Origin of the sequence: Primorskyibacter flagellatus (assembly GCF_014638275.1) — a bacterium.
GTDB classification, from domain to species: Bacteria; Pseudomonadota; Alphaproteobacteria; order Rhodobacterales; family Rhodobacteraceae; genus Pseudooceanicola; species Pseudooceanicola flagellatus_A.
In genome coordinates this window covers 40,572-56,524 of the sequence record NZ_BMFJ01000001.1, presented here as the reverse complement: position 1 = coordinate 56,524, position 15,953 = coordinate 40,572, and the positions used below count along the sequence as shown (strand labels likewise).

The following is a 15,953-nucleotide window of genomic DNA, read 5'->3' as shown; positions in this document are numbered from 1 at the left end:
TCGGCGAATTCCGTATCGGGGTGGAAACTCGGTGCGCTGAATTAGCCAAGGTGCCTTCAGAACCGCACGGCTCGTTCGGCCATGCCCCGCACGCCCGCGTCCGCCTGGAACACCCGTCCCTGCCATTGATCCGGGTGTGCAATTCCTTCCCACGCACTTGTCACGAAAAGTGTCTGCATCTCCGGTCCGCCGAATGCCGGGCAGGAGGTCTGCGCCGCGTCGAACGCAACGACGCGGTCGACCGTTCCGTCCGCAAGATACCGAACGACCCGGCCCGCACCCCACTGCGCATTCCAGAGAGCGCCTGCCGAATCGACCACCGAACCGTCGGGATGGAAACCTTCCGCGCCCGGGTCCGCGAACAGGACCGGAGCGCCATCCGGCCACCCGTCTTTCCCCAGGGGTTGCCGCATGATCCGGCCCCCACGCGTATCCGCGTAATAGGCCGATGTGCCGTCGGTCGCGAAGCAGATGCTGTTCGGGATTGTCATGCCGGAAAAGAGACGCCGCAGCTCTCCCCGGTAGAACCGATAGATCGCGCCGCGCCCGGCTTCGGCCTTCTTGCCCATTGTCCCGATCCAGAACCCGCCATACGGATCCGCCCGACCGTCATTGGACCGCGTCGTCGGGTCATCGGCTTCGAGCGCGGCGACCGGTTCCCGCTGACCTGTCTCGACATCAAACCGCCAGAGACCGGTTTCCGACGCGATCAGCAGGGTATCGCGGTCGATCCACCCGGCGGCGGAATGGTATTCGTCAAACCTCCACTCAAGCGGCACGTCGCCGACACGGGACAAGAGCCGCCGCCCCAGGATATCGAACCAGAAAAGCTGCCCGCGCTCGGGATGCCAGAGCGGCCCTTCCCCCAGTTCGCAGCGGCGGTCGTCGTATGGTCTGGCCCCCGGGGTCACGCGGTCACCTCGTCGTAGCGCGCTACAAACAGCCGTGCTTTCGCAGCCACCGTTTCAGCCGTGTCGCCGGGTTTGAAAAGCGCGCTACCGACACCGACTCCACGCGCACCCGCTGCGAACCAGTCGGAAAGCGTCCCGTCGGATACGCCGCCGACGGCCCAGACCGGCACATCCCCGGGCAGGACCGCCCGCATCGCCTTCAGCCCGGCCGGCCCGATGATCTCACCGGGAAAGAGCTTCAGCGCGTCGGCTCCGGCAGCCAGTGCCGAAAAGCATTCGGTTGGCGTCATGACGCCGGGATATGATGTCAGCCCATGTCGCCCGGTCGCGCGGATCACCTCCGGCTCCATGTTGGGCGAGACGACGAATGTCCCGCCAGCCGCGGCGACCTCCGACACCTGGTCGGGCGTCAGCACGGTGCCCGCCCCGATCCGCGCCTGTTCACCATGTGTCGCAGCCATCCGCCGGATGGAGACAAGCGGCTCGGGCGAGTTCAGCGGCACCTCGATGATCGTGATCCCGGCGTCGATCAGTGCTGCGGCAATCGCGACAGCGTGGTCCGGTTCGACGCCGCGCAGGATCGCCATGATGTTTCGGGTCATTCGGTGCCTCCTGTGAGATCGGCATGCGCGCTTGTCAGCCCCGCCAGCGTCATCTCTCTCGCATCGACAAAACGGACATCTGCGGCGAGTTCGGTCAGACTTCCATAGAGCTCGCGCGTTCGTTCGTCGCCGACCACGACCACACCGGCCCTGTCCCAGAACGACCGTGCCCCGGCAAGTTCGAGCCCGACGAGAAGCCCCGACAGCCGGGCCCGCGTCTCTCCGGCTCGCGGGGACTGCAGCAAGCCGCGCGCGCGCAGACCGAAGAGCGCCCCGCTCAGACCGCCGGGATCCGCCAGGCCGTCCGTCACGCCGCCGGCAAATGCCACGGCGTTCCAGTCGTCGTCCATCCCCAGCCTCAGGATCGAATGCCGCGACAGCAGGGCGTACAGCTCTCCGGTCATGAAGGTCCGGAACTCCCGGACGCTGCCCCCGGCGACCCGCACCCACTTTGTATGGGTACCGGGCAGGCAGATCACGCCGTCGAAATCGGGAAACCGGGAAAGAACCCCTGCGATCTGCGTCTCTTCCCCGCGCATGACATCCGGCGGGTCTGCCTGCGAGAGCCCCGGCAGGATCGTCACGTCGAGCCGGGGATCCTGTGCGGTGACACGCGTCGTCGCCCCCCGCCCGGGCATCGCCGGGACCGCGACATAACCCGCCTCGCACCAGCCTCCGCGTGCGCCTGCCATGCCGCAGACCACCACCGTCATCCGGCCGGCCCGCAGGAAATCTTCCGCAAGGTCCAGAAACGCCGCTTCGAACTGGTCCGGGGCAAGAGTGCCCATACCCCTGTCCGACGCCCGCTCCGCCAGGACCGCGCCATCCGAGGTCATCGCCCAGACCCGCAGGTTGGACGTGCCCCAGTCGACCGCGATCCAGTCCGGCGCGGTCATGCGTCGCGCAGGTCGTCGGGCAGCAGCGCGTCCGGCATGTTCTGGTAGCAGACCGGCCGCAGGAATCGGCGGATCGCCAACGTGCCGACGCTGGTCGCGCCGAAGTTGGTAGAGGCAGGGTAAGGCCCGCCGTGCACCATGCTGTCGCAGACCTCGACGCCGGTCGGATAGCCGTTGGTCAGAATGCGACCCGCCTTGCGGTCGAGGATGGGCATCAGGCTCCGTGCCATATCCGTATCGCCCTCGTCCATCATCAGCGTGCAGGTCAGCTGACCCTCCAGCGACCGGGCCACCGCCCGCATCTGGTCGGCGTCGCTGACACGCACGATCACGCCGAGCGGACCGAACACCTCGTGCCCGAGCGCCGCGTTCGCCAGCCATTCCTCCCCTGTCGTGGCGAAGAGGTAGGGTGTGGCGTTCCGCAGATCGCAGACCGACGTCAGCACTTCCTGCACACCCTTGGTCCCGGCCACCCGGTCGCGGCCTGCGCGATAGGCCTTTGCGATCCCCTCGGTCAGCATGGTCTGCGCGCCGATACCCGACAGGGCCGATCGTGCCGCTTCGGTAAAGCTGTCCGCATCGGGCCCGTCGATCAGCACGATCACACCGGGGTTGGTGCAGAACTGTCCCGCCCCCATGGTCAGCGATCCGGCCCAGCCCTTGGCCAGATCCGCGCCGCGCGACGATAGCGCCACGGGCAGAAGGAACATCGGATTCACGCTGCCCAGCTCTCCGAAAAACGGGATCGGCACCGGTCGCGCGGCACAGAGGTCGTAAAGCGCACGACCGGCGCCAAGCGATCCGGTAAAGCCGACGGCGGTGATCAGCGGGTGCTGCACCAGCGCGGCGCCCAGATCGTTGGTATTTCCCTGCACGAGGCTGAAGGTGCCGGCGGGCATGCCGCATCTGGCGATGGCGGCATGGATCGCCTCGGCCACGATCTCTCCGGTGCCAGGATGCGCCGGATGGCCCTTGACCACGACGGGACACCCTGCGGCCAGGGCCGAGGCGGTGTCCCCTCCGGCGGTCGAGAAGGCGAGCGGGAAGTTGGACGCCCCGAAGACGGCGACCGGTCCGATCGGGCGCTGCACCATCTTCAGATCGGGACGCGGCAGGGGTTGGCGGTCGGGCAGCGCGGGGTCATGGCGTCGATCCAGGTAATCACCCGCCTCGATGTGATCGGCGAAGAGCCGCAGCTGGCCGGTCGTGCGCCCCCGTTCCCCCTGCAGCCGTCCCTCGGGCAGGCCGGATTCACGGGTGCCGATCTCGGTGATCTGGTCGGCGCGCGCCTCTATCTCCTCGGCAATGGCGCGCAGGAAGGCCGCGCGCGCGGCCCGGGTGGTGTAGCCATAGGTCCAGAAGGCCTCCTCCGCCGCGCGCACCGCGCGGTCGACCTCCTCTGCCCCGCCGTTCGCCGTGTCATGCGACAGACCGTCGACCGGCTGAGACGCGAATGTCGAGGACGAGCCGACCCATTCGCCGGCGATCAGATGTTTTCCGTGCGGTTGATACGTCATGCGATTTCTCTCTATTTGCCCCAGCTCAGCGCGATCAGGTCCAGTTCGCGCGACAGCGACAGGAGCCGGTCCTTGGTCCGGGGGGACAGGGGTTTCAGCGGATGGCGGACATAGTCCGATCCGATCACGCCGCCTTCCATCATCACCGTCTTGGCGGCGCGCAGGCCGCATTGGCGGTTCTCGTGGTTGATGAGTGGCAGGCAGAGCTTCCACTGTTCAAGCGCGGCATCCGTGTTGCCCGCGCGATATTCTGTGACGATCGGGCGGATCTTCTCGGGCTGGAGCGCCGAGGTCATCGTGCCGGTACAGCCCGCGTCAAGGTCGGCCAGCAGCGTCACCGCCTCTTCTCCGTCGAACGGGCCGGTGATGTGCTCTCCGCCCATCTCGATCAGCGCGGCCAGCTTGTCGGCGGCGAAGGGCGTCTCCATCTTGAAGTAGGAGACATTCTCGATCTCCTTCGCCATGCGAACCAGCAGCGGCACCGACAGGGCCACACCCGACAGAGGCGCATCCTGCACCATGATCGGAATCGTCACCGCATCCGACACGGCGGCGAAATGTTCAAAGACCCCCTGTTCGGCAGGAGCCAGCCCGACGCCATGGTACGGCGGCATCATCATCAGCATGGACGCCCCGAGGGTCTGAGCCTGTTTCGCACGATAGACGACGATGTCCGTGGCGAAATGGCTGATCGTCACGATAACCGGCACACGACCCGCGACATGCTCCAGACTGACCTTGGTGAGGATCGCGCGTTCATCGTCCGACAGCAGAAACTGTTCGGAATAGTTGGCGAGGATGCAGATCGCATCGACGCCCTGGTCGATCATGCAGTCAAGCACACGGCGCATGCCATCCGGGTCGATAGAGCCATCGGCATGAAACGGGGTCGGGGCGACCGGGAGGATTCCGGTAAGTGGGGTTTTCATCTTGGCCTCTCAGCTTCGGGTCACGGCAAAGCGCGACACCTGTCTGTATGTGTCTCCCGGCCTCAGCACCGGGGAGGGGAAATCGGGGCGGTTCGGACTGTCGGGCCAGAACTGCGGTTCAAAGGCGATACCCGCATTCGCCCCGTAGGGCCGGCCACCCAGTCCCGTCGCCGGTGCGGTTGCCAGACCGCCGCCGGAATAGACCTGTAGCCCGACCTCTGTCGTCTCGATCGTCAGCCGTAGCCCGCCCGCGTCTAGCGTCGCGGCCCGGCGCATCTGCCCCTGCGTCCGGGCCAGGCAGAAGTTGTGATCCAGCGCCGCGTCCGGTCTGCGCGGGTGCCGGTAGTCGAAGCCGGAACCCGCCACGGCGACAGGACTGCCCGAGGGGGTCTTCTCATCATCGACGGTAAGGTAGTCATCCGCGTCGATGGTGAGCCTGTGACCGGACAGGTCAGAGCCGCCGTCAAGCGACCAGTATCCGTGGAAGGCAGGGCCCAGCATCGCCGGGCGATCGGTGCGGCCTGTGATCTCGATGGTCAGGGCACCCGTGACATCAAGGCTGTAGCGTGCCGCGACGTCGAGTTCGCCCGGAAAGCCGCCGGTTCCGTGAGTGTGGTGCAGTCCGAACGTGATCGATGAGATGTCCGCCGCCCTGAGCGTCCAGTTCCGGCGGGAGAACGCCGCCGATCCGCCGTGCAGAGTTGTGCGTTTGAGTTCGTTCCGGTCGAGCGCGAATTCGCGCCCCTCGACGCTCATCCGCCCCCCGGCAATCCGGTTCGCCACCGGCCCGACGATGGCGCCGAAATGGCGCATCGGTCCGAGGTAGGCGGCGAAGTCGCGCGACCCGAGGACCAGTGGATGCGCCACCCCGTCCATCCGCAGGTCGATGAGGCTTGCGCCCCACGTCATCACCCGCGCCGTCACCGGCCCGCCGGAGATCTCCACCGCACGCACCGCGCTGCCGTCCGGAGCAAGTCCAAACCGGTCGGTATCCTCAAGCACGGTCATCACCAGTCGAAGGGGGCGACCGTGACGCGGTGGCCAAGCGTGAAGGCATCGGCCACATGGCGCATCGGCGCGAGGTCCATGTCGATCCCGCCTTTCGCAACCAGTCTGGCCATCTGCGCGTAGAGGCGGGGATATTCCCCCGAAAGCCCCGGCACGCTGTCATCCGCGCGGCCGTCGATGGTCAGCTTGCCGCCGCCGTTTTCCAGCACCATGACGCCCTGATCCGTTTCGGCGCGGATGGTCCAGGTCGGCTCTCCGGGTTCGAGGAAGTCGAGCGCCATCGAAACCTCCGCCCCTGCCGGATGGTGGAACCGGCATTCGGCCGCAATCGGGGTGTCGCGGTTTTCCGGAAAGCTCAGCTCCGCCCCGGTCAGGTGGATCGGATCGGGCAGGATTTCCGTCAGGATCGACAGGGCGTTGATGCCCGGATCGAAGACACCGAGACCACCGGCCTCGAAAATCCAGTCCTGCCCCGGATGCCATTGCCGCACGTTTTCGCGCCAACTGACGGTCAGCCTGCGCAACGTCTTCCCCGCCAGCCATGACTTGGCCGCAGGCACCTTGTCCGCCTGCCGCGAATGCCATGTCGCATAGAGAGACACCCGATGCGCCCGCGCCATTGCCTCGAGCGCGTGGCACTCCGACAGGGTCGCCCCCGGTGGCTTTTCCAGCATCACGTGACGGCCCGTACGGATGGCCGCCTCGGCATAGGTGAACCGCGGCACGGGTGGCAGGCAAAGCGACACTACCCGGATGTCCGACCGCTCCGCCAGCATCTGCGCGAAGTCGTCGTAGGCCGGAACGCCCTCGACAGAACCATGACGCGACACGGTTGCCGACAGGTCCCAGTCCGGACTGTCCTTGATCGCGGGCACGTGCTGGTCAATTGCGATCTTTCCGATGCCGACGAGCGCGATTTCCATCAATGCGAATCCTTCCCGACAGGCGACCCGCGACATCCCTTGAGGAACCCCAGATCGGCCCCGGTATCCGCCCCCTCCACATGCTGCTGGTGCAGCCATAGGTAGCCGCTGTCGACTTGCTCGTGACTTGGCGCCCAGGCCTTCAGTCGGGCCGCCAGTTCCTCGTCGGAAATATCCAGATGCAGCCGCCGCGCCTCAACGTCCAGCTCGATCATGTCGCCGGATTTCACCACCGCCAGCGGTCCCCCCGCCGCCGCCTCGGGAGAGGTATGCAGGACGACTGTGCCGTAGGCCGTGCCGGACATCCGAGCATCCGAGATACGGACCATGTCGGTGATGCCCTTCTTCAGGACCTTGGGCGGCAGCCCCATGTTACCGACCTCGGCCATTCCGGGATAGCCCTTGGGACCGCAGTTCTTCAGAACCATCACGCAGGTTTCGTCGATATCCAGCGCGTCGTCGTTGATCCGCGCCTTGTAGTCGTCGATGTCCTCGAACACGACCGCCCTGCCCCGGTGTCTGAGAAGATGCGGCGTCGCGGCGGAGGGTTTCAGCACCGCCCCCTGCGGCGCGAGGTTGCCCTTCACCACCGCAATCCCGCCCTGCTTCGTCAAGGCTTTCTCAAGCGGCAGGATGACGTCCTCGTTCCAGTTGCGGACATCTTTCACCTCGTCCCAGATCGTCTGTCCCGACACGGTCAGCGCGTCCCTGTGCAGCTGCCCTCCTTCGCCGAGACGCTTCAGCACGACGGGAAGACCGCCGGCATAGAAGAATTCTTCCATCAAGTACTTGCCCGAGGGCATGAGGTTCACGATGGTCGCGACATCCCTCCCGCAGCGGTCCCAGTCGTCGAGCGTCAGATCCACGCCGACCCGGCCCGCGACGGCGAGCATGTGGATCACCGCGTTCGTGGACCCGCCGATGGCCCCGTTGGTGCGGATCGCATTTTCGAAGGCCTGCTTGGTCATGATGTCCGACGGCTTCAGATCGTCCTTGACCATCTGCACGATCCGCCGCCCGGACAGCTGCGCCATGACACGGCGGCGCGAGTCGACCGCCGGGATCGCGGCATTGCCCGACAATGCCATGCCAAGTGCCTCGGCCATGCTGGCCATCGTCGACGCCGTGCCCATGGTGTTGCAGGTGCCGGACGACCGGCTCATCGATTCCTCGGCCTCCAGAAATTCCTCCTGCGTCATCTCCCCGGCCTTCACCGCTTCGGAGAATTTCCATAGGTGCGTGCCCGACCCGACACGTTCGCCCCGGAAATACCCGTTCAGCATCGGCCCGCCGGTCACCACGATGGATGGCAGGTCGGTCGACGCAGCCGCCATCAGCAGGGACGGCGTGGTCTTGTCGCAGCCGACCAGCAGCACCGCACCGTCGATCGGCTGGCCGCGCATCTGCTCCTCGATCGACATGGCGGCGAGGTTGCGGAACATCATCGCAGTCGGGCGGAAGGTGTTCTCGGACGCCGAGAAGACCGGGACCTCGACCGGAAAGCCGCCGGCCTCCCAGATTCCCGCCTTCACCTTTTCGGCCAGTTCGCGGAGGTGGCCGTTGCAGGGCGTCAGGTCTGACCAGGTGTTGAGGATGCCGATGATCGGCCGCCCGTCGAACAGGTCATGCGGATAGCCCTGGTTCTTCATCCAGCCACGATGGTAGATCGTGTCGCGGCCATTCCCGGCATACCACTCCTGCGAGCGGAGCCTGCGCGGCCAGGGTGCGGATTTGAAGGTCATGGCTCACCCCTGCTTGGATTTGTTGTAAACGTCGAAGATGACGGCGGCGAGCAGCACGAGACCCTTGATCATCTGCTGGTAGTCGATGCCGATCCCCATGATTGACATGCCGTTGTTCAGCACGCCCATGAGGAACGCCCCGACCACCGCTCCGACGATGGTCCCCACGCCGCCGGACATGGATGCCCCGCCGATGAAGACCGCCGCGATCACGTCAAGTTCCAGCGCGAAACCGGCCTTGGGCGTCGCGGTGTTCAGACGGGCGGCGAAGACGAGACCTGCCGCAGCCGCCAGCACACCCATGTTGACGAAGGCGAGGAAGGTCAGCCGTTCGGTCTTGATCCCCGAAAGCTTCGCCGCCTTCTGGTTGCCGCCAAGCGCATAGACCCGGCGGCCCAGCACGGTGCGTTCGGTCAGGAAGGCGTAGATCAGGGTCAGCACACCCATGGTGATCAGCACGTTCGGCAGACCCCGGAAGGTCGACAGCTTGTACATGATGAACACGATGGCCCCGACGACGATCACGTTGCGGGCGACGAAGAAGGCGCGCGGTTCGTCCACCACGCCATAGGCGCGGTTGCGCGCCCGGGCTCGCAGCCCGCTGTAGACGATGGCAAAAGCCGCGATGATGCCGACGCCCAGGGCCAGCACGTTCACCTGACGCGCGCCGAAAATCGCGGCGAGGGTCTGCCCGATCCCGGCCGGGAAAATGTCCGAGACGAAGCCGTTCGCCAGCGCCTGGAATTCACGCGGGAACGGGCCCACGGACTGGCCTTCCAGCAGCAGCAGGGACAGGCCGCGGAAGACCAGCATCCCGGCCAGCGTCACGATGAAGGAGGGGATCTTCCAGTAGGCGACCCAATAGCCCTGCGCCGCCCCGATCAGGCCTCCGGCGACCAGACAGATGACAATGGCCAGCAGGTAGGGCACGTCCATCTGCACGATCATCACGGCCGCGAGCGCGCCGATGAACCCCATGACGGACCCGACCGACAGGTCGATATTGCCCGACACGATGACGATCAGCATCCCGAGCGCCATGATGATGATATAACTGTTCTGCAGCAGCAGGTTGGTGATGTTCACCGGGCGCAGCAGCGTGCCCGAGGTCGTGATCTGGAAGAACACCATGATTGCGATCAGCGCAAATAGCAGCCCGTAGGTGCGCAGGTGGCCCAGAAGGTATTCACGAATCCCCATGGGTTCGGCCTCGGTCCCCGTGGTTTCTGCAATCGACATGCCCTGTCCCCCCTTATTCGGTCACGATGAGCGACATGATCCGCTCCTGGCTGGCCTCTTCGGCGGTCAGTTCGCCGACCAAGGCGCCTTCGTTCATGACGTAGATGCGGTCACACATGCCCAAGAGTTCGGGCATTTCGGAAGAGATCATCAGCACGCCCTTCCCCATGGCGGACAGCTCGTTGATGATCCCGTAGATTTCGAACTTCGCGCCGACGTCGATCCCGCGCGTCGGCTCGTCGAGGATCAGAACCTCGGGCTCCGCAAAAAGCCATTTGGACAGCACGACCTTCTGCTGGTTGCCGCCCGACAGGTTCATGACCTTCTGGAAGACCGAGGGCGTGCGGATGTTCATTGCCTTGCGGTAGCGCTCCGCGACCTCGGTTTCTAGATTGTCGTTCAGGATGCCGTTCTTCGACACGCCCTGCAGATGCGCGAGCGAGACGTTGCGGTTGATCGGTTCCTCGAGGATCAGGCCAAGGCTCTTTCGGTCCTCGGTAACATAGGCCAGCCCGGCGTCGATGGCGCGGTCCACGCGGCTGACGTCGACCTCCTGCCCCTTGATGCTGACCCGGCCCGAGATGTTCTGGCCGTAGGAGCGTCCGAAGATGCTCATCGCCAGCTCCGTCCGGCCCGATCCCATGAGCCCCGCGATCCCGACGACCTCGCCCGCGCGGACCTCGAAGTTGGCCGACTTGATCACCTGCCGGTCCGCATGTTCGGGATGCCAGACGTTCCAGTCCTTCACCGCGAACAGCACGTCGCCCGCCCGGCGGTCCCGCGCCGGATAGCGATGCGCCATGTCCCGGCCCACCATGTCCCGCACGATGGCATCCTCTGTGATCTCCTGCGTTCGCGCATCCATGGTCGACACGGTCGAACCGTCCCGGATGACGGTCACGGTGTCGGCCACGCGGCGCACCTCGTTCAGCTTGTGGCTGATGATGATGCTGGTGACGCCCTGCGCCTTCAGTTCCAGCAGCAGATCGAGCAGCGCCTGGCTGTCGCTTTCCGACAGGGCCGCGGTCGGCTCGTCCAGGATCAGCAGGCGCACCTCTTTCGACAGGGCCTTGGCGATCTCGACCAGCTGCTGCTTGCCGACGCCCAGCTTGTCGACCAGCGTCGTCGGCGCCTCGCGCAGACCCACCTTGCGCAGCAGATCCTCGGTCCGCCGGAAGGTGCCCCGCCAGTCGATGACCCCGCGGCTGGCCTGTTCATTGCCCAGGAACAGGTTCTCGGCGATCGACAGAAGCGGCACGAGCGCCAGTTCCTGATGAATGATGATGATGCCGCGTTTTTCGCTGTCCGCGATGTCACGGAATTCGGCCAGACCACCCGCGTAGTGGATTTCGCCGTCGTAGCTCCCCGCCGGATAGACCCCCGAAAGGACCTTCATCAGCGTGGATTTGCCGGCCCCGTTTTCTCCGACCAGTGCGTGGATTTCGCCTTCGCGAACCGTCAGGTTGACTTCGTCCAGCGCCTTGACGCCCGGAAAGGTCTTCGTGATCGAGCGCATTTCAAGAAGTGCGGACATGACACCCTCTCGTCCTTAGATCGACCTGCCCGGACATGCGCCCGGACAGGTCAGGGAGGATCCCTTCGATCTTACTTGATCTGGTCCATGGTGTAGTAGCCGGACCCGATCAGCAGCTCTTCCCAGTTCGCCTCCGTAACCGGCAGCGGTTCGAGCAGATAGGACGGTACGACTTTCACGCCGTTGTCGTAGGTCGAGGTATCGTTGATTTCCGGCTCGCTGCCCTTCAGCAACGCATCCACCATGCCCACGGTCACGCCGGCCAGCGCACGGGTATCCTTGAAGATGGTCGAATACTGCTCGCCCGCGAGGATGGATTTCACCGACGGCACTTCGGCGTCCTGACCGGTGACGATCGGCATCTTCATGTCGCCGGAGCCATAACCGACGCCCTTGAGCGACGACAGGATCCCGATGGACAGGCCGTCATAGGGCGACAGAACGCCGTGTACTTCCTTGTCGGTGTAGTTGGCAGACAGCAGGTTATCCATGCGTGCCTGTGCGACCGCACCGTCCCAACGCAGGGTGCCGACCGTGTCCATGCCCATCTGGCCCGACACGATTTCGATCGAACCATCGTCGATCAGCGGCTGCAGCACACTCATGCCGCCGTCATAGAAGAAGTAGGCGTTGTTGTCGTCGGGCGACCCGCCGAACAGCTCCACGTTCCATGGCTTCACATCCGGGAAACGTTCCTTGAGACCGTCGACCAGCGTCGTAGCCTGCTGCACACCGACCTTGAAGTTGTCGAAGGTGGCGTAGTAGTCGACGTTTCCGCTGTCACGGATCAGGCGGTCATAGGCGATGACCTTGATGCCCGATGCAGCGGCGTTTTCCAGCGCGTTCGACAGGGTCGTCCCGTCAATCGCCGCGATCACCAGCACGTCGACGCCCTTGGTGATCATGTTCTCGATCTGGGCCAGCTGGTTGGGAATATCGTCCTCGGCATACTGCAGATCGGTCTCGTAACCCGCCGCCTTGAACTGTTCGACCATCGAATTGCCGTCCGAGATCCAGCGCGCCGAAGACTTGGTCGGCATGGCGATCCCTACGGTACCGTCTGCCAGAGCTGCAGTCGCAAGCATGGCAAATGCACTGGCCGAGGCCAGGAATTTCGTGAACTTCATGGTGTTCCTCCAACTTGAAGCCGGCATTTCGGGCCTGCACTTCATCTCCCATTCAGGTCCTCCCGAACCTTGACGATCGGTAACAGGTGCCGATCATAACTCTCAATTCGAATTTTCGACAATCTGCATATCAAAAAGGGTATGCCTTGGTATGGACTTCGCTACACGACTCAAACCGACGCACCTCAACCTGTTGATCAAGGTCGCAGAATCCGGACAGCTCCAGCGGGCGGCCCAGATGGCGGGCATGTCTCAACCGGCTGCCTCCCGGGTTCTGGCCGATATGGAAAAGAGGATGGGCGGCCCTCTCTTCGAACGTCATCCCAAGGGGATGCAGGCCACGGCCCTCGGTGACCTCTGCATCCGGCACGCCAAGGTTATCCTTGAAGAATACGGCGCTCTCGACGAAGACGCCCGCCGGATCACGTCAGGGCAATCCGGCCGTGTCAGGGTCGGCGCCGTGACCGGACCGGCGGTCGGACTGCTGATGCCCGCGATACGGTCCGTCAAGGCATCCGCGCCGGACATCGAGATGACGATCGATGTGGGCCCCTCGACCGAACTGGTGCGAGGCCTTGTCGAAGGCCGCTTCGACTTCGTGATCGCCCGCATTCCGCCCGAATACGACTCGCGGGATTTCAGGCTTCAGCCCGCACGCAGCGAAATCGTGTCGCTCCTCGTCCGGCCGGAGCACCCGCTTGCGGCGGAGAAGCGGATCGATCTGAACGATCTCAATCAGTTCGAATGGGTGGTGCAGGAGATCGGCTCCCCGATCCGACAGGCCGTCGAAGCCGCCTTTCACGAAAAGAGGATCGCCACGCCGACCCGGATCACCAACTCGTCGTCCCTGCTGGTGGTCCTCTCGCTGCTCGAGTCGACGGATACGATCGCGCCGCAGTCCGAAGAGGTCGCCAAGATGCTCGCCCACGGTCCGCTTGGCACGAACGTGGTCGCGCTGGAACTGGCCGACCCGATCATGGTGCCGCCCTGTTTCATCATCCGGAACCGGTTCGGACAACTCCCCCAGGCCGCCATCCTCCTCATCAACGCGGTCTTCGAAACGCTTTGATCGACACGTCCCCTGACCCGTCCCTACCGCGATCCTCTTTGGCTCGCGCCATGTCTTAGCCATCCTGACACCGCGATGATCCAGGAATGTCGGCGGACCACTTCAGACGGGAAAGGACCAGTCGCGATGCCCCGGCTCCTCGCATTCTGACGTGGAGACGACATTGCGAAACTGTGGCCAGATCAGCCGCGAGCGACCCGGAATAACAGAAATGTAGGCTGAGTGGCGGAGACGAAGTCCGCCTTATTAATCTGTTATATACCTAAATTACATAAATATTTCTTCTTGTCTTTCCTGATATACCACGCTCCATACCACACCGTCATCTTGCAAATATAGCTTTGCTCCGATCGGCGGATCAAACCCATGAGAAGCAGGATTGAACGACAAGTGGATGCGCGCCTGGTTCCAAGGCCAGAAGCAACGCAAAGCGCCAGTCTGGTACGACAAGCGCCGCGACAAAAGGTGCAGCCGTATCAAGATCTTGTTTGGCAGGTTCAAGGACTGAAGGCGTGTGGCAACCAGATACGACAGATGTCCCAACGAGTCCTTTTCTTTCATTGGTCTCGCCACAATTGTCACCTACGGGATGTCAAATAAAATGACTTCAGTACTTAGCCTGTCCACTCCGGCAGCGCACTCGGGAAGCGTTCCGAGAATGTCCGCCCCTGGACATCATAGGACGCATGTTGGACATCCAGATCACGCGCCGCACGGTCCAATCGATCAGCAAGCGACCGGATGTCCGCACCAAGGTAGCGGCCACCCGACACCCGCAGGCGACCATCGACCCAGACGTTCTCGACCACAGCCTGACCGCCCAAATGCACAAGGCCTTTGAGAATATCGAGGTTCGGACCAAAGCCGATCTGGTGCGGATCGACGAGGACGAGATCCGCCTTGGCACCGACTTCGATCCGCCCCAGATCATTCCGCCCGAGCGCTCGAGCTCCCCCCTTGGTTGCGGCATCAAAAACCGCACGTGAGCCGGCAGCTTCATAGTTGAAATCGGCAGTCTTGCCGCCGATGGCCGTCATCCGCATCTCGGCGAAGCCGTCGAAGGGATAGGTGTCGGTGCCCATGGTCATATTCACGCCAGCATCCCGATATCGGTCGAAGCTTTCCAGACAGATACCCCGCCGGGCAAAGGCGACGGGAGAATGCGCGACGGACACTCCGGACGCGCCCATGATCGCGATGTCATCCACCAGTGGAAAATTGATGGCCTTGTGCGAGGCCACGTAGATGCAGTGGCCAAGGATCGTCGTTGGATCAAGCACCCCCTCCTCGGCCAGCAGTTCCACCGGCGTTCGTCCCGTGCGCGCCATCGTCTCGAAGAACTCGCGATGCTGTTCCAGAAAGTGCAGCGTGAAGGGCGCCCCGATCTCATGGGCGGCCTGCTTGCAGGCCCGTCTTAGCTCCGGTGTGGAGGCATAATATTCGTCGAGCGATATCACCGGCGACAGGCGACCGCTCAGCGACCCCTCTTGACGCGCCGCGAACTCCACCGTCGCCTCAAGCTGGCGCAGACCCTCGGCCTCGTTGATCTCGGGCGTCACGCGGCCGTCTTCCTCAAGCCAGTATCCGCCGCCGGAAATGGTCGGAGACCATGCCAGACGGATACCTGCCTGTTCGGCGGACTCAAGAAATGCCTCGCCACCGTCTGGCTCTGCCGGGCCAAATGCCAGAACTGTTGTCACCCCGTGGGACAGGAGCGCTGCAAAGGCCCAATCCATCGAGGCACGGCTGCCCGCCGCGTCGCCCGGGGTGCTGCGCCCGTCGCGACGGGCCGGGGTGAAGTGAAGGAAACCGGACCTCAGGAACTGCCGTTCGCCCGTGTCGACCAGAGAGCGCTGCAACTCCTGCGCCGAGATGTGTGCGTGGGTCGACACCAGCCCGGGCATCAGAACTTTGCCTGCTGCCTCAATGGTTTCGTTAGCCACGCCCGACCACGCGCGTCCAACAAAGGCAATGCGATCACCCTCGATCACCACCTCACCGCCCCGCAGCAGGGCGCTGCCCTGCCCGTCTTCTGCGATCACATCGCAGCCTCGGATCAAGGTCGTCTTCATTGTCAGTCTCCGTCTGTCCGCCGCGCACCCTGTCTCGCACGGCGCTTCTCCGGCGCAGCTTAGTCTGGTCCGGCGACGAGACGTCCCGCTATTGGATCAATGCTGAACTGGCCGTCTCGATGATGTTTCGGACAGGGGTGACAGGCAGTAAGACCGCATTGGCGACGTCCCCCGAAATGCCGAGGCTTCGGTTTTGGCCAATCGAGGCTGATCACAGGTCGCGTCAAGAATGCGGCAAGTCTCGTTTTCGGTCAGAAGAGCGCTGAGGTTGAACCGCATGAACCCCGGACGGGCAAGTTCGTCTCCGGCGGCAATCCGAGCTTCGATGTCGAGACTGTCGGCCTGTCGTGGAAAGACGGCTGTCGCGGCTTCAAGCGTAAGGCA

13 protein-coding genes and 1 pseudogene are annotated in these 15,953 nt (G+C 64.1%); 2 read left to right on the top strand and 12 right to left on the bottom strand.

All coding sequences use genetic code 11. The annotated features are described in order from the left end of the window. Positions 1-56: 56 nt before the first annotated feature. From IEV87_RS00295 to chvE, 11 genes are all read right to left on the bottom strand, one after another. Positions 57-911 (bottom strand): SMP-30/gluconolactonase/LRE family protein, encoded by an 855-nt coding sequence (locus IEV87_RS00295; RefSeq protein ID WP_188475646.1) that lies wholly within the window; start codon positions 909-911, stop codon positions 57-59. Next, complete coding sequence (locus IEV87_RS00290) at positions 908-1,513, bottom strand: 2-dehydro-3-deoxy-6-phosphogalactonate aldolase (RefSeq protein WP_188475645.1); 606 nt, start codon at positions 1,511-1,513, stop codon at positions 908-910. The genes IEV87_RS00295 and IEV87_RS00290 overlap by 4 nt, the downstream gene beginning before the upstream one ends. After that, positions 1,510-2,409, bottom strand: coding sequence for a 2-dehydro-3-deoxygalactonokinase (locus IEV87_RS00285; protein WP_188475644.1), 900 nt, complete (start codon positions 2,407-2,409; stop codon positions 1,510-1,512). Before IEV87_RS00285 ends, IEV87_RS00290 begins: the two co-directional genes overlap by 4 nt. Continuing rightward, on the bottom strand, positions 2,406-3,926 hold the full coding sequence (locus IEV87_RS00280; RefSeq protein ID WP_188475643.1) for an aldehyde dehydrogenase (NADP(+)): 1,521 nt from the start codon (positions 3,924-3,926) through the stop codon (positions 2,406-2,408). The genes IEV87_RS00285 and IEV87_RS00280 overlap by 4 nt, the downstream gene beginning before the upstream one ends. Before the next feature lie 11 nt (positions 3,927-3,937). Further along, complete coding sequence (locus IEV87_RS00275; RefSeq protein ID WP_188475642.1) at positions 3,938-4,855, bottom strand: dihydrodipicolinate synthase family protein; 918 nt, start codon at positions 4,853-4,855, stop codon at positions 3,938-3,940. A 9-nt stretch (positions 4,856-4,864) separates the two neighbouring features. Then, positions 4,865-5,863, bottom strand: coding sequence for an aldose epimerase family protein (locus IEV87_RS00270; protein ID WP_188475641.1), 999 nt, complete (start codon positions 5,861-5,863; stop codon positions 4,865-4,867). Continuing rightward, a complete protein-coding gene (locus tag IEV87_RS00265) occupies positions 5,863-6,786 on the bottom strand; it encodes a Gfo/Idh/MocA family protein (RefSeq protein WP_188475640.1) in 924 nt (307 codons plus the stop codon). The genes IEV87_RS00270 and IEV87_RS00265 overlap by 1 nt, the downstream gene beginning before the upstream one ends. After that, entirely contained in the window at positions 6,786-8,528 is a 1,743-nt protein-coding gene (araD, locus tag IEV87_RS00260; RefSeq protein WP_188475639.1) for an L-arabinonate dehydratase, read from the bottom strand. The genes IEV87_RS00265 and araD overlap by 1 nt, the downstream gene beginning before the upstream one ends. A 3-nt stretch (positions 8,529-8,531) precedes the next feature. Further along, a complete protein-coding gene (gene mmsB, locus IEV87_RS00255) occupies positions 8,532-9,767 on the bottom strand; it encodes a multiple monosaccharide ABC transporter permease (RefSeq protein WP_188475638.1) in 1,236 nt (411 codons plus the stop codon). 13 nt (positions 9,768-9,780) lie between these two features. Then, the gene (gene mmsA, locus IEV87_RS00250) at positions 9,781-11,301 is read right to left on the bottom strand and encodes a multiple monosaccharide ABC transporter ATP-binding protein (RefSeq protein ID WP_188475637.1); all 1,521 of its coding nucleotides are present in this window, start codon (positions 11,299-11,301) and stop codon (positions 9,781-9,783) included. Between the two features lie 71 nt (positions 11,302-11,372). Then, a complete protein-coding gene (chvE, locus tag IEV87_RS00245; RefSeq protein ID WP_188475636.1) occupies positions 11,373-12,428 on the bottom strand; it encodes a multiple monosaccharide ABC transporter substrate-binding protein in 1,056 nt (351 codons plus the stop codon). Positions 12,429-12,579: 151 nt separating this feature from the next. Here chvE and IEV87_RS00240 point away from each other — a divergent pair, with 151 nt between their 5' ends. Next, on the top strand, positions 12,580-13,497 hold the full coding sequence (locus IEV87_RS00240) for a LysR family transcriptional regulator (RefSeq protein WP_188475635.1): 918 nt from the start codon (positions 12,580-12,582) through the stop codon (positions 13,495-13,497). Positions 13,498-13,876: 379 nt separating this feature from the next. Further along, positions 13,877-14,083, top strand: a pseudogene (locus tag IEV87_RS23050) (IS5/IS1182 family transposase); the annotation flags it as partial. A 28-nt stretch (positions 14,084-14,111) separates the two neighbouring features. Here IEV87_RS23050 and IEV87_RS00235 read toward each other — a convergent pair. Beyond that, a complete protein-coding gene (locus IEV87_RS00235) occupies positions 14,112-15,569 on the bottom strand; it encodes an amidohydrolase family protein (RefSeq protein ID WP_188475634.1) in 1,458 nt (485 codons plus the stop codon). Positions 15,570-15,953 lie beyond the last annotated feature (384 nt).

Excerpts from the sequence above, each read along its gene's own strand:
- IEV87_RS00290 (WP_188475645.1), bottom strand. The coding sequence starts at position 1,513 with ATGACCCGAAACATCATGGCGATCCTGCGCGGCGTCGAACCGGACCAC.
- IEV87_RS00285 (WP_188475644.1), bottom strand. The coding sequence starts at position 2,409 with ATGACCGCGCCGGACTGGATCGCGGTCGACTGGGGCACGTCCAACCTG.
- IEV87_RS00280 (WP_188475643.1), bottom strand. The coding sequence starts at position 3,926 with ATGACGTATCAACCGCACGGAAAACATCTGATCGCCGGCGAATGGGTC.
- IEV87_RS00275 (WP_188475642.1), bottom strand. The coding sequence starts at position 4,855 with ATGAAAACCCCACTTACCGGAATCCTCCCGGTCGCCCCGACCCCGTTT.
- IEV87_RS00270 (WP_188475641.1), bottom strand. The coding sequence starts at position 5,863 with ATGACCGTGCTTGAGGATACCGACCGGTTTGGACTTGCTCCGGACGGC.
- IEV87_RS00265 (WP_188475640.1), bottom strand. The coding sequence starts at position 6,786 with ATGGAAATCGCGCTCGTCGGCATCGGAAAGATCGCAATTGACCAGCAC.
- araD (WP_188475639.1), bottom strand. The coding sequence starts at position 8,528 with ATGACCTTCAAATCCGCACCCTGGCCGCGCAGGCTCCGCTCGCAGGAG.
- mmsB (WP_188475638.1), bottom strand. The coding sequence starts at position 9,767 with ATGTCGATTGCAGAAACCACGGGGACCGAGGCCGAACCCATGGGGATT.
- mmsA (WP_188475637.1), bottom strand. The coding sequence starts at position 11,301 with ATGTCCGCACTTCTTGAAATGCGCTCGATCACGAAGACCTTTCCGGGC.
- chvE (WP_188475636.1), bottom strand. The coding sequence starts at position 12,428 with ATGAAGTTCACGAAATTCCTGGCCTCGGCCAGTGCATTTGCCATGCTT.
- IEV87_RS00240 (WP_188475635.1), top strand. The coding sequence starts at position 12,580 with ATGGACTTCGCTACACGACTCAAACCGACGCACCTCAACCTGTTGATC.
- IEV87_RS00235 (WP_188475634.1), bottom strand. The coding sequence starts at position 15,569 with ATGAAGACGACCTTGATCCGAGGCTGCGATGTGATCGCAGAAGACGGG.